The organism is Streptomyces melanogenes (genome assembly GCF_014649795.1).
GTDB classification, from domain to species: domain Bacteria; phylum Actinomycetota; class Actinomycetes; order Streptomycetales; family Streptomycetaceae; genus Streptomyces; species Streptomyces noboritoensis.
Genome location: NZ_BMTS01000003.1, coordinates 223,154 through 246,173, shown reverse-complemented (window position 1 = coordinate 246,173; position 23,020 = coordinate 223,154). Strand labels below are relative to the sequence as shown.

The window sequence follows — 23,020 nt, the reverse complement described above, 5'->3', positions numbered from 1 at the left end:
CGGTGGGTGGCTGGTCGCGGACAACGAACGACCCCATTCGTTCCCACTACCTTCACCCGCAAGGATCTTCCCGTCTTCAACCCCCCGCCCTAACCTCTCGGTGCACCGCCCCCCACAATCCCCCTCACCGGAGGTACCGCCGTGTCCGGCTGGTCCATACCCCGCCGCCGTACCCGCACCGCCCTGTTCTCCGCGATCGGTCTCGCCGCCGCTTCCGCCGGTCTGTGGGCCGGGCTCGGGGGCACGTCCGCCGCCTCGACGACGGCGACCGTGCCCACGCCCGACCACACGGTCGTCGTGGTCTTCGAGAACCACGCGTACAACCAGGTCATCGGCAGCTCCAGCGCCCCGTACATCAACTCGCTGAAGAGCGGCGGCGCCAACCTCACGCAGTCGTTCGGCGTCACGCACCCGAGCCAGCCCAACTACCTCCAGCTGTTCTCGGGCAGCAACCAGGGCGTCACGGACGACAGCTGCTACACCCCCGGCTTCAGCTCCGCGCCCAACCTCGGCTCCGAGCTGATCGCCGCGGGCAAGACCTGGGGCAGCTACAACGAGACCCTGCCCAGCCAGGGCTCCACCACGTGCAGCAGCGGCAAGTACGCGCGCAAGCACAACCCCTGGTTCGCGTTCAGCAACGTGCCGACCTCCTCGGCGAAGACGATGACGCAGTTCCCCACCGACTTCACCACGCTGCCGCAGGTCTCCTTCGTCGTGCCGAACCTGTGCAGCGACATGCACGACTGCTCGGTGTCGACCGGTGACACCTGGCTGAAGAACAACCTGAAGGCGTACGCGGACTGGGCCAAGACCCACAACAGCCTGCTCGTCGTCACCTTCGACGAGGACAACCGGCTCGCGGGCAACAAGATCCCGACCGTCCTCTACGGCCAGCAGGTGATCCCGGGCTCGTCGTCCTCGACGACGTACAACCACTACAACGTCCTGCGCACCATCGAGGACATGTACGGCACCACGCACGCCGGCCAGGCCGCCAACGCCTCGGACATCACGGGTATCTGGGCCTCCTGACGTGTACGTAGCAGACAGCCGCAGCACTCCCGCGGCCCCCGCCGCCCGGCTCACCACCGGGCGGCGGTCCGCCCTTGCCCCGACCGTCCTGGCGCTCGGCACGGTCAGCCTGATCACCGACGTCTCCTCGGAGATGGTCACCGCCGTCCTGCCGCTCTACCTGGTCACAGGCCTCGGCCTGTCGCCGCTCGGCTTCGGGCTGCTCGACGGCGTCTACAACGGGTTCAGCGCGCTGGTCCGGCTGGTCGGCGGGCACCTGGCCGACCGGGGCGGGCGCCACAAGGCCGTCGCGGTGTTCGGCTACGGCCTGTCGGCGGTGTGCAAACCGCTGCTCCTGGTGGCCGGTTCGCTGCCGGTGATCGGCGCGGTGCTCGCGGCCGACCGTACGGGCAAGGGGCTGCGCACGGCGCCGCGCGACGCGATGATCTCGCTGGCCTCGGCGCCCGAGGCGCGCGGGCGGGCGTTCGGCGTGCACCGCGCGATGGACACGGCGGGCGCGCTGCTCGGGCCGCTGGTCGCGTTTCTGATCCTCCGTCAGGCGGTGGACGGGTACGACGCCGTCTTCACGGTGAGCTTCTGCGTGGCGGCGGTCGGCGTGCTCGTCCTGGTGCTGTTCGTGCCCGGGCGCACCGCCCCCGAGCGCGCCCAGGACGCGCCGCGCGCCTCGCTCAAGGCGGCGCTGGCCCTGCTCGGCGAGCGCGAGGTGCGCCGACTCGCCCTGTGCGCCCTGCTGTTGGGCCTGGCCACGGTCAGCGACTCCTTCGTCTACCTGCTGCTCCAGCGCCGCCTGGACGTGCCGGACCGCTGGTTCGCGCTGTTGCCCCTCGGCACGGCGGCCGCGTTCCTGCTGCTCGCCGTCCCGCTGGGCCGCCTCGCCGACCGGGTGGGCCGCTGGCAGGTGTTCCTCGGCGGCCACGCGGCCCTGCTGTGCGCGTACGCCCTGCTGCTGCCGGGCTGGCGCGGGGCTGCGCTGCCGTACGTCGTCCTCGCCCTGCACGGACTGTTCTACGCGGCGACCGACGGCGTCCTGATGGCCGCGGCGGCGGGCGCCGTCCCGGCCGAACTGCGCTCCAGCGGGCTCGCGTTGATCCAGACCGGCCAGGCGTCCGCCCGCTTCGTCTGCTCGATCGCGTTCGGCGCGGCGTGGACCGCGTGGGGCGACCGCACGGCGCTGGCCACGGCGGCCGTGGCGCTCGCGGTGTGCGCGGCCGGAGCCGTGCTGCTGCGCCCGGCGGAAGCGTCCGAGCTCGACGGGGGAAGGCCCGCATGACCGTCCGTATGACCCTGCGCAACAAGCTGATCGTGCTGGTGACGGCCCTGGTCGTCCTCGCGGGCGTGGCCACCGCGTCCGTGCTGCACGCGGCGGGCCGCGAGGACCGCAAGAACCGGGTGCAGGCGGACGGGCCGCCGGTGACGGGCGGCGAGGTCTCACTCGCCCCGGGCTCCGGCCGCCGCATCGTCTTCCGCAACATGGCCTGGGGCCCGCACCGCGACGAGCTCGCCACGGTCCCGGCCGACGGTCCGTCGGGACCGCGCACCGCCTCCGGCGTGAAGTGCCTGCGCTTCTACGCGGCCGCCGGGACCGGGGTGTGCCTCCAGGCCGAGCGGGGCGCGGTGCAGGACGGCTACCGGGCGGTGATCCTGGACGCGCGGCTGAAGGAGCGCGCCCACTACAGCCTGCCGGGCATCCCGACCCGGGCGCGCGTCTCCCCGTCCGGCCGTCTGGCGGCCTGGACGGTCTTCGTGGGCGGCGACTCGTACGCGGGCACCAACTTCTCCACCCGCACGGCGATCCTGGACACCCGCACGGGCAAGCTGACCAAGACGCTGGAGGACTTCGCGATCGAGCGCGACGGGCACCCGTACCGCGCCTCGGACGTGAACTTCTGGGGCGTCACGTTCGCCGACGACGAGCACTTCTACGCGACGATGGCGACGGGCAAGAAGACGTACCTGGTCCGGGGCGACCTCCCGGCCCGCAAGGTGACGACGCTGCGCACCAACCTGGAGTGCCCGTCCCTCTCCCCCGACGGCACCCGCCTCGCCTTCAAGAAGCGCGTCCCCGGCCTCCCGGCGGACGCGCCCTGGCGCCTGTACGTCCTGGACCTCGCCACGATGCGCGAAACACCCCTGGCGGAGCCGCGCAGCGTGGACGACCAGCTGGTGTGGCAGAACGACAGGACGGTCACGTACTCCCTGCCGGGCGACTACGGGGCCGACCTGTACACCCTCCCGGCGGACGGCACGGGCAGCCCGCACCGGCTGCTGACGGCGGGGCTGGCTCCGGCGTATCTGGGCTGATCAGCCGCCGGGGCCGCCCGGCCTGCGAAGCCGTCAGTCCTTGCCGTCAGTCCTTGTGGAAGCGGTACGACTCCCGCTCCATCTCGCGGACCTCGACCATCACGTGCAGTCGGCGGCCCTCCGGGGCCGTCGCGTGCTTGAGGGTAAGGTCGCGGACCGTCTCGGCGAGCTTCTCGCGGGCCTCCTGGGTGCGGCCGGTGAGGATCGACAGCTGGACGAAGACGGCGTCGATGCCGTCGTCCCCCTCGCCGAAGTACGACTCCTCTATCCGCCGGAAGCGGCTCTTGAAGGCCACGGCCGGGGCGTCGACGATGCCCGGCGCGGCGGCGTGGACCTCGCTCGCGAAGGCCTGGCGGTCGAAGGTCTCGGTGAGACGTTCCGAGTACTCGACATGGACGAACGGCATGCTCAATCCTCTGGTCGCACGGCGGGACCGGCTGGCTCCCAGCAGCCGCAACCGGCCGCCGCCGGGCGGTATTCCCGGCGGCCGGACCCGCCCGTACCTCAGGACGGCTGGATCAGCCCGATGACGTTGCCGTCGGCGTCCTTCACCGTCGCCGTCAGCCGCCCGCCGCCGACGTCCTGGACGTCCTGGAGCGGCTGCGCACCCGCGTCGAGCAGCGCCTTCACGGTCTTCCTGATGTCGTCGACGTGCCAGTACGGCACCGGCCCGGTCATCCCCTTGCCGTGGCCGTTGGGGTCGAGGCCCACTTCCTGACCGGCCGCGTTGAACTGCACGTAGTACGGCTCGTCCATCACGGGCTCGGCGCCCAGGAGCCCGCCGAAGACGGCCTTCGCCCGGGCGAGGTCCTTGACGGGGTAGATGATCGTCTTGAGGCCGTGGGTCATGGGGGTGCTCCTCGCGGTGCGTCGGCGCGGGGGCAGCCCTGCGGCCACCCCCTGCCATGACACACCCCGACGACCGGCCCCGCCCGCCGGGCTCACCCGAATGCCCCTGCGGAGCGCCCCTACAGCACCGGCAGGTTCTTCCGCAGCTCGAAGGCGGTGACCTCGGAGCGGTACTCCTCCCACTCCTGCTTCTTGTTGCGCAGGAAGAAGTCGAAGACGTGCTCGCCGAGCGTCTCGGCGACCAGTTCGCTGCGCTCCATCAGCGAGATCGCCTCGCCGAGGTTCTGCGGGAGCGGCTCGATGCCCATCGCGCGGCGCTCGGAGTCGGAGAGCGCCCAGACGTCGTCGTCCGCGCCCGCCGGGAGCTCGTAGCCCTCCTCGATGCCCTTGAGGCCGGCCGCGAGGAGCAGGGAGTACGCCAGGTAGGGGTTGCAGCCGGAGTCCAGGGAGCGGACCTCGACGCGGGAGGAGCCGGTCTTGCCGGGCTTGTACATCGGCACCCGGATCAGCGCGGAGCGGTTGTTGTGGCCCCAGCAGATGTACGAGGGGGCCTCGCCGCCCGCGCCCGCCGTGCGCTCCGAGCCGCCCCAGATGCGCTTGTAGGAGTTGACCCACTGGTTGGTGACGGCCGAGATCTCGGCGGCGTGCTTGAGCAGGCCCGCGATGAAGGAGCGGCCGACCTTGGAGAGCTGGTACTCGGCGCCCGACTCGTAGAACGCGTTGCGGTCGCCCTCGAAGAGGGACAGGTGGGTGTGCATGCCGGAGCCCGGGTACTCCGAGAACGGCTTCGGCATGAAGGTGGCCTGAACGCCCTGTTCGAGCGCCACCTGCTTCATGACCAGGCGGAACGTCATGATGTTGTCGGCCGTGGACAGCGCGTCCGCGTACCGCAGGTCGATCTCCTGCTGGCCGGGCGCGCCCTCGTGGTGGCTGAACTCGACCGAGATGCCCATGGATTCGAGCATGGTGATCGCCTGCCGGCGGAAGTCCATGCCCACGTTCTGCGGGGTGTGGTCGAAGTAGCCGGAGTTGTCCGCGGGGGTCGGCCGGGTGCCGTCCAGCGGCTTGTCCTTCAGCAGGAAGAACTCGATCTCGGGGTGGGTGTAGAAGGTGAAGCCCAGGTCCGAGGTCTTGGCCAGGATGCGCTTGAGGACGAAGCGCGGGTCCGCGAAGGACGGCGAGCCGTCCGGCATCAGGATGTCGCAGAACATCCGCGCGGTGCCCGGGGCCTCCGCGCGCCACGGCAGGATCTGGAACGTGCTCGGGTCCGGCTTGGCGATCATGTCGGACTCGTACACCCGCGCGAAGCCCTCGATGGCCGAGCCGTCGAAGCCGATCCCCTCGTCGAACGCCTGCTCCAGTTCGGCAGGAGCCACCGCGACCGACTTCAGAAAGCCGAGCACATCGGTGAACCACAAACGCACAAACCGGATGTCCCGCTCTTCGAGAGTGCGGAGCACGAACTCCTGCTGCTTGTCCATAGCCACATCCTTGCAGTTCAGACGGCCTGTGCACCACCGCCCGGGCATGAGGGGGAAACATCAGTATCAAGGCCCGGGATTACCGCCACATTACGCACCCGGTATGACCTGCGGCACGTCACCTCCCCACAGTCGCACCGGGTGCCGCGCGGGGCGAGGCCGTGGGGGATACTCGCTCCTCGTCGCATGCAGAAACGTCCCCGCAACGGTCGAATACGGCCATCGGGGTACGGACCCGAGTACTGCCAACGAGTGCAGCACGAGTACGGCTATGGAGAACCGAAGGATGACCGGCACCCAGATGGAGCCCCCGGATACCGTCGCCGCCCCGCCCGCGCGCGAGCCCGCCGCCCGCCGCTGGCGGGCCTGGCTCCTGGACGGCCTGTCCGAGCACTCCGCGCGCCACCCCGGACCGCACGGCACCCCGCCGCAGGAGCACAAGGGCCACTCGTGGTGGCGGGTGATGTGCCTGACGGGTGTGGACTACTTCTCCACCCTCGGCTACCAGCCCGGCATCGCGGCCCTCGCGGCCGGACTGCTCTCGCCGATGGCCACCCTCGTACTGATCGCGCTGACCCTGCTCGGCGCGCTGCCGGTCTACCGGCGCGTCGCCAAGGAGTCCCCCAACGGCGAGGGCTCCATCGCCATGCTGGAGCGGCTGCTGCCCTGGTGGGCGGGGAAGATCTTCGTCCTGGTGCTGCTGGGCTTCGCGGCCACCGACTTCATGATCACGATCACCCTGTCGGCGGCCGACGCCTCGGCCCACGTGGTGGAGAACCCCTTCGCCCCCGACTGGCTGCACGGCTCCAACCTCTGGATCACGCTTGCCCTGGTCGCGGCCCTGGGCGCGGTCTTCCTCAAGGGGTTCAAGGAGGCCATCGGCGTCGCCGTGGTGCTGGTGGCCGTCTATCTGACGCTCAACCTGGTGGTCCTGGCCACCGCCGTCGGCAAGATAGCCACCGAGCCGGTCGTGGTGAACGACTGGTGGCACGCGATGAGCGCCGAGCACTCCTCACCGCTGGCGATGGTCGGCGTGGCGCTGCTCGTCTTCCCCAAGCTCGCGCTCGGCATGTCCGGCTTCGAGACCGGCGTGGCGGTGATGCCGCAGATCACCGGCGACGCCTCCGACACGTACGCCAAGCCGCTCGGCCGCATCCGCGACACCCGCAAGCTGCTCACCACCGCAGCCCTCGTCATGAGCGGCTTCCTGCTGGTCTCCAGCCTCGCCACGACGATCCTCATCCCGGAGGCCGAGTTCAAGACGGGCGGCGACGCCAACGGCCGCGCGCTCGCCTACCTCGCCCACCAGCACCTGGGCGAGGCCTTCGGCACGGTGTACGACGTGTCGACCATCGCGATCCTCTGGTTCGCCGGGGCGTCGGCGACGGCCGGGCTGCTCAACCTCGTCCCGCGCTATCTGCCGCGCTACGGCATGGCCCCGGAGTGGACCCGCGCGGTGCGCCCGCTGGTGCTGATCTTCGTGGCGATCGCCTTCTTCATCACCTGGTGGTTCGACGCCGACGTGGACGCGCAGAGCGGCGCGTACGCGACCGGGGTGCTCGTCCTGATGCTCTCGGCCTCGTTCGCCTCGACCGTGGCCGTACTGCACCGGGGCAAGCGGGCCGCCGCGCTCGGGTTCGGCGCGATCACCGCCGTCTTCGCGTACACCCTGGTCACCAATGTCATCGAGCGGCCCGACGGTCTCAAGATCGCGCTGCTGTTCATCCTCGCGATCCTGCTGTCGTCGTTCGCGTCCCGGGTGCACCGGGCGTTCGAGCTGCGGGCCACCGAGGTGACCTTCGACGAGGCGGCCAGCCGGTTCATCGACGAGGCGGCCGCGAGCGGTCCGCTGCGGCTGATCGCCAACGAGCCGCAGGAGCACAGCACCCGGGAGTACCGCGCCAAGGAGTACAGCCAGCGCGAGGAGACCCACATCCCGGACGGGCGGCCGGTGCTGTTCCTGGAGGTGTTCGTGCAGAACTCCTCGGACTTCACCACCGAGCTGACCGTGCACGGCGACGAGAAGCACGGGGTGCGCAGGCTGCGGGTGGAGGGCGCGGTGGTGCCCAACACGATCGCGGCGGTGATGATGAAGCTGCGCGAGCGCACCGGCGAGGTGCCGCACGCGTACTTCAACTGGACCGAAGGCCATCCGCTCAGCCATCTGCTGCGCTTCCTGGTCTTCGGCGACGGCGAGGTCGCGCCGGTCACCCGCGAGGTGCTGCGGCGGGCCGAGCCGGATCTCAAGCGGCGGCCTCGGGTGCACGTGGGCTGAGCGCCGGGGCTGTGGCGGCTCCGGCTGGGGCTGTTCGGGCCCGTGGTGGCACTGGTTCCGGCCGGGTGGCCGGATCTTGGCCGACCCCGCCCTGCCGCGCGTCGCGCTCCCTCCCTTAGCATCTGCGGCTATGGGGGGAGTGCGACGCATTCGCATCTCACGTCCCGTGGCGCTGGTGAGCGCCATGGCGACGCTCCTCGCCGCGCTCTTCCTCTGCCTCACGGCGGGCGGCGGGGCGAGTGCCGACCCGATTCCCCGGGCCCATCACGCCGCCGTACCGATGAGCGGCGCGGCGCAGTACAGCTGTCCGTACGACCGGGGCGACTGCGGGCTCTTTCCGCACACGGATCCGGCCGTGCTGACGGCTCCGCCGCCGCTTGACACTTCCGCGCCGGGGGCCGCGCACGCGGCCTGGACCGCGGCGGCCTCGCCCTCGGGGGCGCCCGTCCGGTCCGGGGCGCTGCCCCGGGCCCCCGATCTCCATGTCCTTCAGGTGCTGCGGACGTAGGCGCGCTGCCGCAGGCGCGAATTTCGACTGCGGGTCCGCTTGCGCTGGTCGCGCAGTTCCCCGCGCCCCTATAGGGCGCGGCACCTCCCCCCTACTCCCCCATCACCAGAAGGACTTGAGCCCCCATGGCCACCAAGGAAACCAAGAGCTCTCGGCAGGCGCGGATAGCCGAGATGCGGCGCGCCGAGCAGGCCCGTGAGCGGCGGAACAAGATCGCCGCCGTCACCGTGTCGGTGGCGATCGTCGCCGGGCTCGTCGGCGTCGGCGCGTACCTGCTGAACAAGGAGTCCGACGACAAGGACAAGCAGCAGGCGCAGAAGGCCGCCGACGCCAAGGCGACCATCGCCGGCGAGAAGGACTGGGACCCGAAGAAGCTCGGCCGCAACCACGTCACCAAGACGGTGTCGTACCCGATGAAGCCGCCGGTCGGCGGCGATCACGACCAGGTGTGGATGAACTGCGGCGGCGCCGTCTACAAGAAGCCGATCCCCGACATGAACGCCGTGCACTCCCTTGAGCACGGCTCGGTCTGGGTGACGTACAACGACAAGGCGCCCGCCGCCGATGTGCAGAAGCTCTCCGACAAGGTCTCCAAGACGCCGTACTCGCTGATGAGCCCGTACCAGGACCAGACCGGGGCGATCATGCTCAGCGCCTGGGGCAAGCAGGTCACCGTGACCAGCGCGGACGACCCGCGGGTCAACCAGTTCTTCGCCAAGTACGTGCAGGGCGCGCAGACGCCGGAGCCGGGCGCGGCGTGCACGGGCGGGCTGGACCAGAAGTGAACCGCACCTACTGGGCGTCCCTGGCGGCGGTCGTGGCGGCCCTGGTGTTCGCGACGGTGGCCACGGTCGCCAGCGCCACCGGCGGCGACTCCGAGCCCGCCGCGCACACCCCCGTCGCGGCCTCGGCGGACGCGGGCTTCGCGCGCGACATGGCCGTCCACCACCAGCAGGCGGTGGAGATGTCGTTCATCGTGCGCGACCGCACCAAGGACGAGGAGGTCCGCCGGCTCGCGTACGACATCGCCAACACCCAGGCCAACCAGCGCGGCATGCTGCTGGGCTGGCTGGATCTGTGGGGACTGCCCAAGTCGGAGCCGGACCGGCTGCCGATGGCCTGGATGGGCATGGGCAGCGAGCCCGGCGGGGACGGCGCCCTGATGCCCGGCATGGCGACCAACACCGAGCTCGCCGAACTGGGCAAGGCGGACGGCAAGCAGGCGGAGGTCCTCTACCTCCGGCTGATGACCGAGCACCACAAGGGCGGTATCCACATGGCCCAGGGGTGCGCCCAGCGGTGTACGACCGGGGTGGAGCGCAGCCTCGCGCAGGGCATGGTCGACTCCCAGCAGTCGGAGATCGACCTGATGGCGCAGATGCTGAAGGCCCGTACGTAACCCGACTTACGAGACCTTAGTTTTCCAACGCCATCAAATCGGACCCAAGTCCCGCCTCCCCGGCGGGACTTGGGTTTCTCTTGACACCGGCATGTCCCCGGCATGAACCGTTCCTCACCAGAGTGACGCTGTGCATGTGCAGATCAAGTGCATATGCCTCCCAGGTGAAGAGCCTCATGCAGGGGGTCAAATGAGAACCAGCCGCACCAGGCGGCGTGCCGTGAGCATGGCAGCGACACTGCCTCTGCTCGCCGGCGCGCTCGCTCTCGGCATACCGTCCGCCCACGCGGCGGACCCCGTGCCGTCCGGGCGGGCCGCCCTCACGGGCACCAAGCCCACGTGGGCCACCGGCGCCGCCGACCAGGGCGCCACGGCGGACACGAACAAGGTCGACGCGCGCGTCTACCTCGCGGGCCGCGACGCCAAGGGCCTCGCCGCGTACGCCGCGGCCGTGTCCGACCCGAGCTCGGCGTCGTACGGGAAGTTCCTGAGCGCCGCGCAGACGCAGCAGCGCTTCGGGGCGACCGAGGAGCAGATCGCGGCGGTCACGAGCTGGCTGAAGTCGGCCGGGCTGACCGTCACGGGCAGCAACCAGCACTACGTCTCGGTCTCCGGCGACGTGGCCGCCGCCGAGAAGGCGTTCGCCACCCAGCTGCACAACTACCGCAAGGGCGGCCGCACCTACCGCGCCCCCGTACGGACCGCCTCCGCGCCGGGCGCGCTGGCCGACGCGGTGCTCACCGTGACCGGCCTGGACAACGCCCCGCACAAGGCGACGCACCACGAGACGCTGCCCGGGCCGGGCCCCGCCTTCAAGAACTCCGGGCCGTTCTCGACGTACTACGGCTCGAACATCGCCACCACCCTGCCGGACGCGTACGGCACCAAGGTCCCGTACGCGGTCAAGGGGTACACCGGCAAGCAGCTGCGGGCGGCGTACGGCGCGGGCGGCTACACCGGCAAGGGCGTGACCGTCGCGATCACCGACGCGTACGCCTCGCCGACGATGGCGAAGGACGCCCAGCGGTACGCGCTGCGCAACGGCGACAAGTCGTACAAGCACGGCCAGTACAGCGAGGTGAAGCCCGCCGACTACAACAGCGTGGAGGCGTGCGACGCGGCCGGCTGGTACGGCGAGGAGTCGCTGGACGTCGAGGCCGTGCACGCGGTCGCGCCGGACGCGGACATCGTGTACGTGGCGGGCGCGTCCTGCAACGACCCGGATCTGCTCGACGCGCTGAACAAGGTCGTCGACAACCACCTGGCCGACATCGTCTCCAACTCGTGGGGCGACATCGAGGCCAACGAGACGCCGGACGTGGCGGCGGCCTACGACCAGACGTTCAAGCTGGGCGCGGTCGAGGGCATCGGCTTCTACTTCTCCTCCGGCGACGACGGCGACGAGGTCGCCAAGACCGGCAAGAAGCAGGTCGACACCCCGGCCAACTCGGCGTGGGTGACGGCGGTCGGCGGCACGTCGCTGGCGGTCGGCAAGGGCGACACGTACAAGTTCGAGACGGGCTGGGGCACGCTGAAGGCGTCGCTCGCGGCGGACGGGAAGAGCTGGACGGGCTTCCCGGGGGCGTACACGTCGGGTGCGGGCGGTGGCACGAGCGCGACGGTGAAGCAGCCGTTCTACCAGCGCGGAGTGGTCCCGGACGCGCTGGCGAAGGCGAACGGCTCTGCCCGCATGCGGACGATCCCGGACATCGCGGCGGTCGCGGACCCCAACACGGGGTTCCTGGTGGGCCAGACGCAGACGTTCCCCGACGGTGCGGTGAAGTACGACGAGTACCGCATCGGTGGTACGTCGCTGGCGGCGCCGGTGATCGCGGGCGTGCAGGCGCTGGCGCAGCAGGCGCGGCACTTCCCGATCGGGTTCGCGAACCCGTCGATCTACGCGCGCTACGGGTCGCCGCTGTACCACGACGTCACGGATCACCCGCTGGGGGCGCGTGACCTCGCGGTGGCGCGGGTCGACTTCGTGAACGGGGTCGACGCGTCGGGCGGCCTCGCGACGTCCGTCCGCACGCTTGGCAAGGACAGCTCGTTGCACGCGGTGCGAGGCTACGACGACGTGACGGGCGTGGGCACACCGGCCCGCGGCTATGTGGCGTCTTACGGCCGCCACTAGATGTGAGTACCCCACCCCGCCCCTTCCCGAAAGCCCTCTGGCGGGCGGCCGGGTGGGGGTCGGGGTGAGACCCCCTGAGTTCGGCTGCGGACCGTGGCCGGTTACTCGCGCAGTTCCCCGCGCCCCTTAAATGCGCCCCTTCGGGGCGCTCCTAGGGGCGCGGGGAACTGCGCGACCAGCCACATACGGTCCGCAGCCGAACGCGATCCCCCGGAGGGTTTAGGGAAGCCCCGATGCTCGTAAGTAGGTGTTCTGGAGGATAGGGACTGGTCAGGGCGCAAGGAAGCCCCGTCCGGCACTGTGGCCGAACGGGGCTGGTCCCTGCCTGATCTAGGTCTACGAGCAGGACGACGACCGTACGGCGGTCATCGGCGCATCGCGGGCAGCTCGTCCCACTGCGGGCCGGGGCTGTAGCGAGGGGCGCAGTCCGGGCAGACATAGAGGGTCGTACCGGGGCCGCTGGTGCTCTGAATCCAGCGGACCGGGATCGGCGCGCGGGTGATCCCGTGACAGTCGCAGCACACGGCCACCGGACCGGGGAGCGTGAGCGGGAACAGCTCGTCGCCCGTCATGCCGACACCCCGGCAGTCGTGCGGAACGCGGACGCGGGGAACGGCGCTCCGGGGTAGCTATAGGGGAGGTCGATTCCCTGTGTCGCGTAGTACAGGGCCCGGCGCCGCTCGCGCTTGATCCGGAGTTCTAGCGTGTCCTCGGCCTGGCGCTGGAACAGCGCTTGGGCTTCTTCCTTGCTCGGGCTGCACCACGGCTTGGCCCACGGATCGACACGGGCAGGCTCGGGGGTCGGGGCGGGGTCTGCTGCGTGGCGTCCTCGGGCGGGCAGTAACAAGCGCAGCACCCATAAGAGGGCGCGGGCGATAGCATCGCGCATACGTCGGTCAGCTCCTCTGAAGCTGTTTCGGCGAGCCCCGGCGGACCGGTCCTAAGCGGTCTGTCGGGGCGTTTTCATTTCCGAAGGTAGCCACGATGAAGAGCACCTGTCTATGCATAGGGGTAGACAGGTGTATCTATGAGCCGATGTGGCCTGATCGATACGGTCCGCATGTGATGGAGTTCGACCCGACCCGCCCGAAGTGGCAGCAGATCGCGGACGCAGTGAGGCAACGCATTGCCAGTGGCGAGTACCCCGCCCGACACCTGGTTTCCGAGGTACAGCTTGAGAGTGAATTCGGAGTTGCCCGGACAACGGTGCGTAAGGCGACTGCTGCGCTCCGCGAAGAGGGGTTGATCGTCACGACGCCGGGCATGGGCTCGTTCGTACGTGATCAAAGCGGAGACAGTGCGTAACCCCGGTCAGCGCCCGAGACAAGCGCGTGTACGGGTCGCAGCCGCCGCGCGCAACGTCGCCACGGTCGTGCGTCTCACCGGCGGGCCTGTCGCTTAGCACCGTCCAGGTCCGTGCAGCCGGTGTGCTGGTAGACGACCACCAGGCCCGACGGCCGGTTGAACGTCCCCCGCTTGCACACCTCAAGGGACTTGATCGGCTCCATGCACACGGGGCACGTCTCGCCTCTCGGGGCGAACGTCGTGTACTCCCACTGGCTCGCGTCGGTCTCGGTCCTGATCGCCATCGTGTTGCCGTCCCCTCGCGTGGTCCGATGGCAAACCACGCTAGGAACAGCGGACCCGCAACTCATAGCGGATTGCGGCTGATTGCGCGCGGATTACGCGAGTGCATCCCGGGCTTTGAGGATCAATGCACGGGCCTTGTCGCCGTAGACCGCCACGTCAGCCAGGGCGGCGAACGTGTCGGCGTACGCCTTGATCTCGCTGGGCTGCGTGATCGTGAGGTAGCCAGAAACCAACTCCACGTTCACTTGGGCCTTGTCGAAGATCCAGAACCCTTCTACCGGCATTCGCGCCCGCCTGAGCCGAACCGGGATCACGCCCACGCTGACGTTGGGGAGCGCACTGAAAGTCAGTAGATGATCAAGCTGTTCCGCTTGGGTGTCGGCGTCGCCCAGACTGTTGCCCAATGTGCCTTCCTCTACCAGGAATGCGAAGCGCCGTTGTCCCTCATGCAGCACACTTTGCCGTTCCATCCGCGCCGCCACAGCATCGGCCACGTCATCGACGGCTACGCGGCGCCGCTGGACGGCGCGCAACACGTCCTCGGTGTAGCCGAACGTCTGGAGTAGGCCAGGGAAGAGGCCCGGCGAATAGGCCCGAAACCAATGGGTGCGCTCATACAGCGGCAACCGGGCTTCCTGGGCACGTCGCAGCCCTGCGCGCTCCATCCTGCGCCAGGACACCCACATGCCCTCTACGGCCCGCAGTGAGGCAATCAGGTCCGCTGTTTGATCCTCGGCGCCGGTCGCCGCGCACCACGCGCGAATGTCGTCCTCGCTGGGATTCTGCCTTCCCGTCGAGATCCGGGAGACCTTGGACGGGTACCAGCCGCAGCGAGCGGCTACCTCCTTGCCCTCAAGCCCGGAGTCCTTGACCAACTCGCGTAGGCGGTCCGCGAGGAGCTGCCGGGCTTGCTGGACGCTAGACGATGGTGATTCGGACATGACTCACTAGACCGGCTCGTACTCCTCGTGAGGCGTTGCCCGCTCCCACACCAACTCGAAGGCAGTGGCGACCAGTTGCACCACTTCCGGCTCTGTCCGCCACTCGCGGTCAACGACTTCACCGACCCCAGAGAAGTACGTGAACAGCACCGAATCCCTGTCGAACATCCAAAGATCCGTACCGGGTAGTGGGATGTCAGCGGCCTTCCGCCGGGGCAGCCAGCGGACCAGCTCACCCGCTGCCACGTTGGGGAAGGTCACGTCGTACTCATACCGGATGTAGTCAGTCACGGGCTCTGAGACGATCCGCGCCCGCCGCATGACCACACCTCGGACCGTTGCCTCGGTCACAACATCCAGGAAGGGGCGCCACCACGCCGAACGATCGGCGGCAGGGTCCAGACGCTTGCCGTTCTGCCACGCGATGAACTCAGGGTCGTCGGGCTGGTAGGCGTCGCGCATCTCCAGGTGCACAGCAGAGTGACGGGCCTTGGCCAGCCCTTCCAACACGGGGTTCGTCATCGCGCTACTCACTGTCATGAGGGGGCAGGAACTTCCGCATGACCTTGGGAAGCCTGATGATCGTCTCGTGATCCGGAACATCCGTGCTGTGACCGGGAATTGAGCCGATCTCTTGGCACGCCTTCACCTCCGCTTCAGTGGCCGTATACGACTGGATCAGTAGATCCCCCGTGTCCTCGTCCAGCCAGATCGTCGGCGAGTCGGTGTCGGGGGTGTTCGGGATGATCCCCAGGAAACGCAAGCGCATGACCTCTCCCTGTGTCGATCCGATTGCAGCCGATTGCTTGAGCGTCACCCCTCCGGCCAGTCAGCGCAAGAGGGCATGCCTGTCCGGCACTTGAGGCAGCGCCCGGTACGACGAAACCCCCGCACCCGCCGCCCCTTCTGCAAGGGATGACGAGCGCGGGGGCTCAGTGGTGCGGGTCAGCCGACGAGGACGTTGGTCAGCCGTGCGGCGGCCTTTCCGCCGAACAGGGCGAGACCGCAGTAGAAGTCGATGCGGGTGCGGTAGACGGGCTTGTCGTGGGACTCGCCAAGGTCGGTGGTCTGCACGCCGCCGTTGGTCAGGCCGGTGACCCCGGCGTCGGCCTCGGTGGCCCCGAAGCGCACGGCGTAGATGTCGCCGGTCTGCTTGCCGCCTGTTCCAGCGGTCATCGGGAGTACGTCGGTGCCGTCCAGCTTCTGCCCGGCGTCCAGGAGCGGAATGCCCTTCCAGGTGGTGGTGCGCTTCCCGGCGATCTCGGCCGAGAGAAGTTCGGCACCACCGAGCCGCCGGAATCCGGACTCGATCTTTGCCCGGAGTGCGGCGTTCATGTAGAGCGCTCCGTTCGAACCGCTGATGCCCCGCACCTGAGCGACCAGCGCGTCCAACGCGTCAAAGAAGTCATGGCCATTGACGACCGGGCCAACTCCCTTCGCATCCAGGACCTGACCGCCGAGCAGACGCTTGCGCAGCCCGTCAAAGCCCTTCGGGTTCACCTCCACATCGCCGTTGAAGAACTGGTCAGCGAAGTGGACCGAAGCGGCCTTGACCTTCATAGCGGTCTGCACGGCCCGCTGATCATTCAGGTTGCCCCGGGTCTGCACGATGAACTTGTCCACGTCAGCATCCCCACCCAGGATGGCGAGCGTTTCGATCCGCTGGTTCAGCGTGCCCGTGCTCTCCGGGTAGGCCTCATTCACGCCCCGGAACGAGACCCCGGGAAGCGTGGACTCCTCGTTGTATCGGTAGGCGTTGCCCGCCACCTGTATCAGTGGAAGTCGGTCCAGGATCGGCGATTCCTGAACGAACGTTTCGATAACACCGCGCTGAAGCTGGTCAAGAGAAAGCTTCGCAGATTCAGCAAGGGTAAGAGACATAACTGTTTACTCCTGAAAATAGAGAAGAAGGCATTCGGGGTCAGTCCCAGATGTCTGAGTCGTCGCCCTCGGATTCCGGCGGGACGATGCCGGTTCGGGCGCTCGGTGAGAGGCCGAGTTCTCGTATGTAGCGCGCTAGTTGGGTGCGGTACTGCCCGGCGATGGTCGCGGCCCCGTTCTTCACGGTCCCGCGCTCAGCCGTCACGATCAGTCCGCGTTCAGAAAGGTCCCGCTCCGCCTGGTCGATGCGGGCAACGCACACGCACAGGTCTTTCACCGTGGTGTGATCCACTTCGCCGATCCCGGCCGCGACTTCGAGAATGGGGACGATGCGTCGCCACTCCTCCGAGGCGACTTCCCGGCATCGGACGTTCGTCGACTCAATAGCGGGATCGGACGAGCGCGGGAACACCCCGGACCAATCCGGCTCGGCGAGGATCTCACGCGGCACGATCACCCCCTCTTTGATCGCTACCTTTGAGGGGTTGCCCTCGCGGGCCCGTTGAACGGCTGGCTTGGGCCGGTATCTGTCTGCCATGCATTCTCACTTCCTCTTTCCGGGGCGGTTTCGGGCCTTCCAAAAACGTCCGCAGCTCCGGCGCGAGTTTTTTCCCTCCCTGCCGCGCCGGAAGGGCGGAGGAGGGGAGTACCCGCCTGGTCGGCGAGTCAGAACAGCGGTGCCTTCGGCGCCTTCTCGGCTGCCCAACCGCCCGGTTGATGCTTCGCGGTCTCACGGCTGTGACACGACGTGCACAGCGGACGCAGACGCTCGAACGCATCCGGATTCGCTACGCCCCTAGCCACCAACTCCCGGCGGCTCAAAGGGAAATGGTCCGCAACGTTGGCCGTACGACGGCACAGCACACACCACGGATGGGCGTACAGATAGGCAGCCCGGGTGCGCGGCCAACGGCGCCCGTACGAACTACCACCAGGCGTCACCCTCGTACGGTTCGCCTCACGCTCGTGACGCTCACAGCGCCCACCCGTGGTCAGCTCGGGACACCCAGGGACAGAGCAAGGGGGGCGGGGCCTTCGAGGCATGGGGGATCATCTCCCGAGGGGTGGGGGATCGTTTCTCTCACCCCGTTTGGGTGAGATGCGCTTGTGGTCCACGCGCTAGTAATGGACTCTGAAACCCATTCGGGTAAGCATCGACTACCAGGGGTCAGAATGACGCGAAAGCATGGCTCGCTTGCGCACTCAGGGAAGGTCAAAGGGCTCACGCCGAAAGCAGATGGAGCCCGTAAGGTCAGACGTGGCGGTCGGAAATTGCTCGCAAGCGTCGTAAGTCTTTCCGACGTGTCATTTGGCAACCCGAAACGATCCAAGCGAAGGGTTGCCCAAGTCAAGTTCCCAAACGGCTCCGAGGCAACCGCCTACATTCCCAGGGGAGTTCAGGGTGTCACGGAGGGATCACCCGTGCTACTCCGTGCTAGCCGGATGAATGAGATCCCTGGTGTCAGTCTCAGGATCGTTAAGTGGCAACCACCCCGTATGACACTTAGTGGCCACAGTTATGGGTCGGTCGCAGAACGGGTACCGATCTCACGAATCACCCATATCCCTAGGTGGTACAAGGCGCATTACGAAAAAGTGATCCAGTAGCGTCAGAACGGGGCACCAGCGGCCCCGAACTCCGTTGCGGTCTTGAGCCCGTGGCACCCGTGGCACAGAACCTGCACGTTGCTGTCAACGTCCTCACCACCGAGGGACAGCGGACGTACGTGGTCGACGTCCACGCCGTCCGCAGGGAAGGTGTCCATGCACCAGTCGCACCAGGCCGACCCCCGTTCCTGCACCCGTCGCCGGAGCCGTGCCGCAGCATCGAACCGCTTCGCACGTCGCCTACTGCGCTCACGCCGAGCCCGCACCGCAGGGCGCTGCTCGTGCGCCTGGTCGTGAACGTCGCAGCGTCCACGGCGAGTTGCCGCCGTGCTGCACTCGATACAGCTCGTCATCTGTCACCGCCTGGTGCTCGTTATGGTCGAGTGCCCGCCCCCGGACTCGAACCGGGATCACCGCGGGTTTGAATCGCTGGGCCTCTGCCGTTGGGCTAGGCGGGCTTGTCGTCCCCGCCGGCGAGGCGGGGACCGTGGGGGACTGCACGCGCTTCGACCCCTTTCGGCACACCCCGAGGGGCGGGTTACTCGTGGGCGGTGCAGTCCCCGCGCGTTGCCTCACGACCCCTGCGGCCACCCCGGTAACGCGGGGCGCGTGGTGCGCGGGCAACGCTGGTGAGAGTCGGGCACTCGGTCCGCCGGGTGTCCCCCTTGGGGTGGGTGCGCGGTAGTCCCGCTCTCTCCTGTATGTAGTAGGGAGGGACGAATTCCAGCGCTCTTGCCGAGCTACCGGGGCCGTCGGTCTCCCTGCTCCCATGAGTAGTAGGGAGGGAGAGATTCCCGCGGCCCGGTGTGACGCTGTGACGCTGAGAGGGGCTGTTTCTCTTTTTCTTCTACTTCTCATAGAGGAAAGTGAAAAAGCCCTTCCAGCGTCACACCGTCACGCTTGCTTGCCCGCTGATGGCCCTCGCCGGCGGACCAGCTGCCTTGCGTGGGGCGCTGTACGCCTGTCTGCGGGCACGGGAAAGCCCCGGCGGTCCGAGGACTACCGGGGCGAGACAGGGCGGGTGTACTGCATTCTCGGCTCGTGAGTCGTGACATGCACCGCCCCTGACCCACACGCCCATTTCGGTGTGGGCTAGGGCAAGCCTATCCGCCACTCGGGGTACGCCGAGAGTCCCGGCGGACCAGTGGCCAACCGGGACATGCTCGGGCTCGTACGCCCTGTTATGCAGCCGTGGCGAGGGTGTCAGGGGTCAGGTTGCGGTGCGCCATCGCCCCGGGCGTGGGCGCGTGGTTCGGGTTGTTCTCGGTGGCGAGTTCACCGGCCACGGTCACGTTCGCTTCAATGGCGGGGTCAAGGTCCCCGGTGATGGTGAACTCCACCCGCCGAAGGTCGAGCTTGCGCCACCCGCCCCGGGTGCCGCGCTTGACCATGAGCCGTGCTCCTGCCTCTACGAGCATGGTGCGGCGTGCCATGGTGTCCGCGCTGTTCCAGTCGTCGGCGTAGGTGCGGCCGGTCGACAGGACTTCTCGGCGGGGCTCGGTTTTCTCCCGTGCTTCCAGCTCTGCCAGGCGAGTTTCCAACGCGTCGGCGCGCTTCTGCCAGGCTGCCATGCCCGCCTTGGACTTACGGCGGCCCTTCTGCTCGTCGTGCTCCTCCATCTCCGCCACGGTGGCGTCAATCTCCGGCTGAGGGTCATAGCCGGGTATCTCGGTTACGCGGGTGATGTGCACCGGCCCGACCAGCCGCAGGAACTCGCTGCTTGCGTGCTCGTCCACCCAGTCGGCGCGCACGGTGGACGGGGCGGGGCAGTTCGCGCCGTACTTGTAGGAAGAGCACTGGTAGTAGCCCTTGTTCAGGTACATGCGGCCCTCGCAGCCGTCGCAGTGGATGACGCGCAGGAGCAGTGCCCCGGAGTCCTTGCGGACGGGCGGGCGCTCGGCGACAGGCTTGGGGGTGAGCAGCGCGCCCACCTGGTCGAACTCCTCGCGGGTGAGGATCCCCTTTTCGGCAGCCATGACCGGGGCGCCCTGGTCGTCGCGCACGGGGTTGCCCCGGTGGATCTTCCAACCCATGATCGCGGGGGACGTGAGCATCTTGACGATGGTCTTGTCCCGCCACTGCGCGGGCTTCCGCTTCGGCGTGGTGCTCTCCGCCGGCTCCGTCCCGTTGTTCTTCGTGCGGGCCCGGTAGGCGGCCCAGTGGGCGGACGGGGACAGCACGCCGTCAGCGTTCAGCATCCGAGCGATAGTGAGCGGGCTCTTCCCGGCCACCAGCGCGGCAATGATCCGCTCAATCACCGTGACCGCTACCGGGTCCGGGACAAGCGTCCAGCCGACCCCGCCATGTTCGGCGGGCATCGGGGCGGGGAGGTAGCCGTACGCGGGCTGTCCGCCGCCACGCCACCGAAGCGGCATCTTGCGCATGGCTGCCTGTGCGCCGGTCACGCGGTCGCTGGTGGACTGCGACTCGACCTGAGCAGCGAACGCGAGCATCAACATCATGAGCTCGGACATGGGGTCAAGCGGATTACTGAAGTCGAAGACGAGCCGACCCCCGCCGATGCCCTCGGCGAACACGATCATCTTGCGGTGCTGCTTCGCCCACTTCGCAAGCTCGTGCATGTCGCCCATGGACCGGATAGCCCTGTCGAAGCGCCAGAAAACCAGGGCATCGAAGTCGTCGGGGCGCTTCAGCCACGCGCCGAGCTGCGGACGCTCGAAGGGGCCGACCTTGGACGCGGACACGTCCAGGTCGACCGCTTCGCGCAGCGCGTCACCCTCGCCGAAGTCGATACCGAGGGCGCTCGCTGCTTGGTCGTCGGATTCACGCTGACGCTCGGGGCTGGTCGTCTCGTCTGTACGGACCGACAATCGGATGCATCGGACCCCGCGCAGGGTCTCGGCGGGTGCTGTACCTATGCCAGGGTGGTTGTTCTCCATCCCCTGTGTGGGGAGGGACGAGTTCCCCGACTGCCTGACCTGCGTAGATACCGCCACGACCCGATCACTCCAGAACACTCAATCTGGAGCATCGGGAAGGGGCGGGGTGGGGGAAAAGTGCGCTCCCAGGATCGTCTCCGTCACCCGGACCGCGTCGTCCAGCATCACCAAGTGCCCCGCCCCCTCAGCCACCTCCAGCTCACCCCCCAGCGCATCCGCCAGAGCCCGTTGGCTGGTGAGCCAGGACGGGCCACCGGCAGCCGCCGCAAGGACCCTCACCGGCACCGGCGGCAGCGGGAAGTGGTCACGGAGGTGGAGGAGTTCCGCCGCCACGGGGCGGTAGCGGGCGTTCTCCAGGAGCAGCCCCCGCCACACCCGGGACGCCCGGTAGCAGCGCCGGATCAGCTCGGCCGGGGCCGGATCCGAACCGCCCGTACGGGACAGGCGGACCGTGGCCCGCCGCAGCAGGGGCCCGAGCGCCGCCGGCAACCCCGCACCCGAAAGCACCGCCCCCACCACCCGCGCAGACACCACCCGCGACGACACCCCCACCCGAGCCTCCGGCTCCACGCTGGAGTCCACGAGGACGAGCGCGGCCGTACGCGAAGGGTGCAGCCGCGCGTACGCCTCCGCGTGGAACCCCGCGATCGAGTGCCCCACCACCGTCACCGGCCCGGACACCCCCACCACGTCCAGCACCGCCGCGATCCGGTGCGCCTCCCCCGAGGCCGTCGGCGGGGTCGCCGCCGGGCCGGAGAGGCCGTGGCCGGGGCGGTCGAAGCGGACCACCGTGCGGTGGGGGGCCAGCAGCGCCGCCACCTCGTCCCAGTCGAACCAGGCCATGCCCAGACCCGCGCTGAGCAGCACGGGCGGACCGCTTCCCTCCACCACCACGTGGTGCGGCACCCCGTCGATCCGTACGAACGTCATACTCGATTCTCCCGCGCGACCGCGTACGCGAGCACCCCCAGCCACACCGCGACCAACAGCACCTGCCCCCGCTGCCCGGCCCCCAGCGACCAGGTCCCGCGCCCGGCCTCGAACGCGGCGATCGCGGCCAGCGTCCAGACGGTGACGGCCAGTTCGAGCACCACGAGCAACGGGCCGACCCGGGCCAGCGGAGCCCACCGGCCGTAGCGGCGCGCCGCTACCGTGAGCGCCACGACTCCCACCAGCGCGCCGGTCATCGCGACGCTGCTGCTCACCGCGTGCGCGGTGTGCGTGGCCGGGACCAGACCGGCCGTCTCGCGGGCCGCGCACTCGGGGTCGGCGGTCGGCGCACAGCTCAGCGGCAGCCGCGAGTCGGCCACGGTCGCCGCGCCGAACAGCACGAGCCCCGCCCACCCGGCCACCGACCAGCCCCGCCGGTCGCACCGCCACAGCGCCCACGCCGACCCGGCGAACACCAGTGCCCCGGCCGTCAGGTCCGTCGCCCGGAAGAGCCCGCCGAGCGGCTGGTCGGCCGCGGCGAGCTCGCTGACGTAGGTCTGTACGGGGTCGAGCCCGGTGTGGACGACCACTTCGAGCACCCACGCGGTGTACGCCAGCGCACCGAGCGCCAGCAGGACCACCGCGGGCCGGACGCGCGAACCGGTTGCTTCCTCTTCGGCCGCGTCCGTGGTCGTCATGGGGTCATGATCACCTGCGCGCCCCGGGTCCCGCACGTCGAGTCATACCGGGTGGGGGTAAGGTGCGGTCCATGGTGACCGCGAGGAGGACGACGGCGTACGGGCAGCTGCTGCTCTGCGCCGCGCTGCTCTTCGGCATCTTCACCATGCATACGGTCGGGCATCCGGCGGAGCACACAGCGGCTGCCTCCGGCGAGCACACCTCGATGGCCATGGCCGCGCCCGCCGGTCACGACCAGGCCGCCGCCCCCCGCCACGAGCCCATGCGCGGCATGGACCCCGGCTCCGTATGTCTCGCCGTGCTCGGCGTCTGGGGCCTCGCCCTGCTCGCCGTGCGGCTGCTGTCGGCGCGCGGCCGGACGTCGGGGACGACCGTCGTCCGCGGCCGGACCCTGCGGCCGCTGTGGCCCAACCCTCCCCCTCCGTACGGGAGTTCCGTCGCCGCCTTGTCGGTGCTGCGCCAGTAGGAGCGCGCGAAGCAGGACACGCGCCC

26 protein-coding genes and 1 tRNA gene are annotated in these 23,020 nt (G+C 69.1%); 11 read left to right on the top strand and 16 right to left on the bottom strand.

The genetic code is table 11. The features are described 5' to 3' along the window. Positions 1-141: 141 nt before the first annotated feature. From IE252_RS08210 to IE252_RS08200, 3 genes are read left to right on the top strand one after another with little or no spacing between them, the layout of a single operon-like run. Positions 142-1,032 carry an alkaline phosphatase family protein gene (locus IE252_RS08210; RefSeq protein ID WP_190088645.1) on the top strand — a complete coding sequence of 297 codons (891 nt, stop codon included), beginning with the start codon at positions 142-144 and terminating at the stop codon, positions 1,030-1,032. Between the two features lies 1 nt (position 1,033). Continuing rightward, on the top strand, positions 1,034-2,302 hold the full coding sequence (locus IE252_RS08205; protein ID WP_190088644.1) for an MFS transporter: 1,269 nt from the start codon (positions 1,034-1,036) through the stop codon (positions 2,300-2,302). Between the two features lie 8 nt (positions 2,303-2,310). Then, complete coding sequence (locus IE252_RS08200; RefSeq protein ID WP_190088977.1) at positions 2,311-3,333, top strand: TolB family protein; 1,023 nt, start codon at positions 2,311-2,313, stop codon at positions 3,331-3,333. A gap of 46 nt (positions 3,334-3,379) precedes the next feature. On the opposite strand, the gene IE252_RS08195 is transcribed toward IE252_RS08200, so the two are convergent. The 3 genes from IE252_RS08195 to glnA2 all read right to left on the bottom strand — a co-directional run bounded on the left by IE252_RS08195 (position 3,380) and on the right by glnA2 (position 5,663). Beyond that, complete coding sequence (locus tag IE252_RS08195) at positions 3,380-3,739, bottom strand: 5-carboxymethyl-2-hydroxymuconate Delta-isomerase (RefSeq protein ID WP_190088643.1); 360 nt, start codon at positions 3,737-3,739, stop codon at positions 3,380-3,382. 98 nt (positions 3,740-3,837) lie between these two features. Beyond that, positions 3,838-4,182, bottom strand: a complete 345-nt coding sequence (locus tag IE252_RS08190) for a VOC family protein (RefSeq protein WP_190088642.1) — start codon at positions 4,180-4,182, stop codon at positions 3,838-3,840. Between the two features lie 119 nt (positions 4,183-4,301). Continuing rightward, positions 4,302-5,663: a gamma-glutamylpolyamine synthetase GlnA2 gene (gene glnA2 / locus IE252_RS08185; RefSeq protein WP_101388063.1), complete on the bottom strand. Its 1,362-nt coding sequence runs from the start codon at positions 5,661-5,663 to the stop codon at positions 4,302-4,304. Positions 5,664-5,949: 286 nt separating this feature from the next. Between glnA2 and IE252_RS08180 the strand changes: the two genes are divergently transcribed. The 5 genes from IE252_RS08180 (at position 5,950) to IE252_RS08160 (ending at position 11,979) form a co-directional block, all read left to right on the top strand. Then, positions 5,950-7,938: an APC family permease gene (locus IE252_RS08180; RefSeq protein ID WP_229848111.1), complete on the top strand. Its 1,989-nt coding sequence runs from the start codon at positions 5,950-5,952 to the stop codon at positions 7,936-7,938. A gap of 184 nt (positions 7,939-8,122) precedes the next feature. Further along, positions 8,123-8,446, top strand: coding sequence for a hypothetical protein (locus IE252_RS08175; protein ID WP_229848164.1), 324 nt, complete (start codon positions 8,123-8,125; stop codon positions 8,444-8,446). A gap of 125 nt (positions 8,447-8,571) precedes the next feature. Beyond that, a complete protein-coding gene (locus tag IE252_RS08170; protein WP_190088640.1) occupies positions 8,572-9,231 on the top strand; it encodes a thioredoxin-like domain-containing protein in 660 nt (219 codons plus the stop codon). Then, entirely contained in the window at positions 9,228-9,845 is a 618-nt protein-coding gene (locus IE252_RS08165; protein ID WP_190088639.1) for a DUF305 domain-containing protein, read from the top strand. Before IE252_RS08170 ends, IE252_RS08165 begins: the two co-directional genes overlap by 4 nt. A gap of 226 nt (positions 9,846-10,071) precedes the next feature. Next, positions 10,072-11,979: a S53 family peptidase gene (locus IE252_RS08160; RefSeq protein ID WP_229848109.1), complete on the top strand. Its 1,908-nt coding sequence runs from the start codon at positions 10,072-10,074 to the stop codon at positions 11,977-11,979. Positions 11,980-12,344: 365 nt separating this feature from the next. On the opposite strand, the gene IE252_RS08155 is transcribed toward IE252_RS08160, so the two are convergent. Both IE252_RS08155 and IE252_RS08150 read right to left on the bottom strand, forming a co-directional pair. After that, positions 12,345-12,551, bottom strand: coding sequence for a hypothetical protein (locus IE252_RS08155; protein WP_190088637.1), 207 nt, complete (start codon positions 12,549-12,551; stop codon positions 12,345-12,347). Beyond that, positions 12,548-12,868, bottom strand: coding sequence for a hypothetical protein (locus IE252_RS08150; protein WP_190088636.1), 321 nt, complete (start codon positions 12,866-12,868; stop codon positions 12,548-12,550). Before IE252_RS08150 ends, IE252_RS08155 begins: the two co-directional genes overlap by 4 nt. Positions 12,869-13,044: 176 nt before the next feature. On the opposite strand from IE252_RS08150, the gene IE252_RS08145 reads away from it, so the two are divergent. After that, entirely contained in the window at positions 13,045-13,284 is a 240-nt protein-coding gene (locus tag IE252_RS08145; protein WP_373298534.1) for a GntR family transcriptional regulator, read from the top strand. A 74-nt stretch (positions 13,285-13,358) separates the two neighbouring features. Here the strand turns inward: IE252_RS08145 and IE252_RS08140 are convergent, their stop codons facing one another. From IE252_RS08140 to IE252_RS08115, 6 genes are all read right to left on the bottom strand, one after another. Further along, a complete protein-coding gene (locus IE252_RS08140) occupies positions 13,359-13,568 on the bottom strand; it encodes a hypothetical protein (RefSeq protein WP_190088634.1) in 210 nt (69 codons plus the stop codon). Between the two features lie 93 nt (positions 13,569-13,661). After that, the gene (locus IE252_RS08135; protein WP_190088633.1) at positions 13,662-14,510 is read right to left on the bottom strand and encodes a helix-turn-helix domain-containing protein; all 849 of its coding nucleotides are present in this window, start codon (positions 14,508-14,510) and stop codon (positions 13,662-13,664) included. A 6-nt stretch (positions 14,511-14,516) separates the two neighbouring features. Beyond that, positions 14,517-15,032: a DUF6879 family protein gene (locus IE252_RS08130; protein ID WP_190088632.1), complete on the bottom strand. Its 516-nt coding sequence runs from the start codon at positions 15,030-15,032 to the stop codon at positions 14,517-14,519. 4 nt (positions 15,033-15,036) lie between these two features. Beyond that, a complete protein-coding gene (locus IE252_RS08125) occupies positions 15,037-15,279 on the bottom strand; it encodes a hypothetical protein (RefSeq protein WP_190088631.1) in 243 nt (80 codons plus the stop codon). A 176-nt stretch (positions 15,280-15,455) separates the two neighbouring features. Beyond that, positions 15,456-16,391, bottom strand: coding sequence for a major capsid protein (locus IE252_RS08120; protein ID WP_190088630.1), 936 nt, complete (start codon positions 16,389-16,391; stop codon positions 15,456-15,458). Positions 16,392-16,431: 40 nt separating this feature from the next. Next, positions 16,432-16,929 (bottom strand): phage terminase small subunit P27 family, encoded by a 498-nt coding sequence (locus IE252_RS08115; RefSeq protein WP_190088629.1) that lies wholly within the window; start codon positions 16,927-16,929, stop codon positions 16,432-16,434. A 587-nt stretch (positions 16,930-17,516) separates the two neighbouring features. Here IE252_RS08115 and IE252_RS44240 point away from each other — a divergent pair. Next, positions 17,517-17,999, top strand: a complete 483-nt coding sequence (locus IE252_RS44240; RefSeq protein ID WP_373298522.1) for a hypothetical protein — start codon at positions 17,517-17,519, stop codon at positions 17,997-17,999. 2 nt (positions 18,000-18,001) lie between these two features. Here IE252_RS44240 and IE252_RS43105 read toward each other — a convergent pair whose 3' ends face one another. The 5 genes from IE252_RS43105 to IE252_RS08085 form a co-directional block, all read right to left on the bottom strand. Then, on the bottom strand, positions 18,002-18,157 hold the full coding sequence (locus tag IE252_RS43105; protein ID WP_229848107.1) for an HNH endonuclease: 156 nt from the start codon (positions 18,155-18,157) through the stop codon (positions 18,002-18,004). Between the two features lie 226 nt (positions 18,158-18,383). Beyond that, positions 18,384-18,457: transfer RNA gene (locus tag IE252_RS08100), tRNA-Leu, on the bottom strand. Between the two features lie 723 nt (positions 18,458-19,180). After that, complete coding sequence (locus IE252_RS08095; protein ID WP_190088626.1) at positions 19,181-20,899, bottom strand: recombinase family protein; 1,719 nt, start codon at positions 20,897-20,899, stop codon at positions 19,181-19,183. 78 nt (positions 20,900-20,977) lie between these two features. Further along, entirely contained in the window at positions 20,978-21,829 is an 852-nt protein-coding gene (locus IE252_RS08090; protein WP_190088625.1) for an alpha/beta fold hydrolase, read from the bottom strand. Next, positions 21,826-22,527: a DUF998 domain-containing protein gene (locus tag IE252_RS08085; RefSeq protein ID WP_190088624.1), complete on the bottom strand. Its 702-nt coding sequence runs from the start codon at positions 22,525-22,527 to the stop codon at positions 21,826-21,828. The genes IE252_RS08090 and IE252_RS08085 overlap by 4 nt, the downstream gene beginning before the upstream one ends. A 71-nt stretch (positions 22,528-22,598) precedes the next feature. Here IE252_RS08085 and IE252_RS08080 point away from each other — a divergent pair, with 71 nt between their 5' ends. After that, on the top strand, positions 22,599-22,994 hold the full coding sequence (locus tag IE252_RS08080) for a DUF6153 family protein (RefSeq protein WP_190088623.1): 396 nt from the start codon (positions 22,599-22,601) through the stop codon (positions 22,992-22,994). Positions 22,995-23,020: the final 26 nt, after the last annotated feature.

Bases quoted from the DNA above. Each gene is read 5' to 3' on its own strand.
- IE252_RS08200 (WP_190088977.1), top strand. From the start codon at position 2,311: ATGACCCTGCGCAACAAGCTGATCGTGCTGGTGACGGCCCTGGTCGTC.
- IE252_RS08195 (WP_190088643.1), bottom strand. From the start codon at position 3,739: ATGCCGTTCGTCCATGTCGAGTACTCGGAACGTCTCACCGAGACCTTC.
- IE252_RS08190 (WP_190088642.1), bottom strand. From the start codon at position 4,182: ATGACCCACGGCCTCAAGACGATCATCTACCCCGTCAAGGACCTCGCC.
- glnA2 (WP_101388063.1), bottom strand. From the start codon at position 5,663: ATGGACAAGCAGCAGGAGTTCGTGCTCCGCACTCTCGAAGAGCGGGAC.
- IE252_RS08180 (WP_229848111.1), top strand. From the start codon at position 5,950: ATGACCGGCACCCAGATGGAGCCCCCGGATACCGTCGCCGCCCCGCCC.
- IE252_RS08175 (WP_229848164.1), top strand. From the start codon at position 8,123: ATGGCGACGCTCCTCGCCGCGCTCTTCCTCTGCCTCACGGCGGGCGGC.
- IE252_RS08170 (WP_190088640.1), top strand. From the start codon at position 8,572: ATGGCCACCAAGGAAACCAAGAGCTCTCGGCAGGCGCGGATAGCCGAG.
- IE252_RS08160 (WP_229848109.1), top strand. From the start codon at position 10,072: ATGGCAGCGACACTGCCTCTGCTCGCCGGCGCGCTCGCTCTCGGCATA.
- IE252_RS08155 (WP_190088637.1), bottom strand. From the start codon at position 12,551: ATGACGGGCGACGAGCTGTTCCCGCTCACGCTCCCCGGTCCGGTGGCC.
- IE252_RS08150 (WP_190088636.1), bottom strand. From the start codon at position 12,868: ATGCGCGATGCTATCGCCCGCGCCCTCTTATGGGTGCTGCGCTTGTTA.
- IE252_RS08145 (WP_373298534.1), top strand. From the start codon at position 13,045: ATGGAGTTCGACCCGACCCGCCCGAAGTGGCAGCAGATCGCGGACGCA.
- IE252_RS08140 (WP_190088634.1), bottom strand. From the start codon at position 13,568: ATGGCGATCAGGACCGAGACCGACGCGAGCCAGTGGGAGTACACGACG.
- IE252_RS08135 (WP_190088633.1), bottom strand. From the start codon at position 14,510: ATGTCCGAATCACCATCGTCTAGCGTCCAGCAAGCCCGGCAGCTCCTC.
- IE252_RS08130 (WP_190088632.1), bottom strand. From the start codon at position 15,032: ATGACGAACCCCGTGTTGGAAGGGCTGGCCAAGGCCCGTCACTCTGCT.
- IE252_RS08125 (WP_190088631.1), bottom strand. From the start codon at position 15,279: ATGCGCTTGCGTTTCCTGGGGATCATCCCGAACACCCCCGACACCGAC.
- IE252_RS08120 (WP_190088630.1), bottom strand. From the start codon at position 16,391: ATGTCTCTTACCCTTGCTGAATCTGCGAAGCTTTCTCTTGACCAGCTT.
- IE252_RS08115 (WP_190088629.1), bottom strand. From the start codon at position 16,929: ATGGCAGACAGATACCGGCCCAAGCCAGCCGTTCAACGGGCCCGCGAG.
- IE252_RS44240 (WP_373298522.1), top strand. From the start codon at position 17,517: ATGGACTCTGAAACCCATTCGGGTAAGCATCGACTACCAGGGGTCAGA.
- IE252_RS43105 (WP_229848107.1), bottom strand. From the start codon at position 18,157: ATGGACACCTTCCCTGCGGACGGCGTGGACGTCGACCACGTACGTCCG.
- IE252_RS08095 (WP_190088626.1), bottom strand. From the start codon at position 20,899: ATGGAGAACAACCACCCTGGCATAGGTACAGCACCCGCCGAGACCCTG.
- IE252_RS08090 (WP_190088625.1), bottom strand. From the start codon at position 21,829: ATGACGTTCGTACGGATCGACGGGGTGCCGCACCACGTGGTGGTGGAG.
- IE252_RS08085 (WP_190088624.1), bottom strand. From the start codon at position 22,527: ATGACGACCACGGACGCGGCCGAAGAGGAAGCAACCGGTTCGCGCGTC.
- IE252_RS08080 (WP_190088623.1), top strand. From the start codon at position 22,599: ATGGTGACCGCGAGGAGGACGACGGCGTACGGGCAGCTGCTGCTCTGC.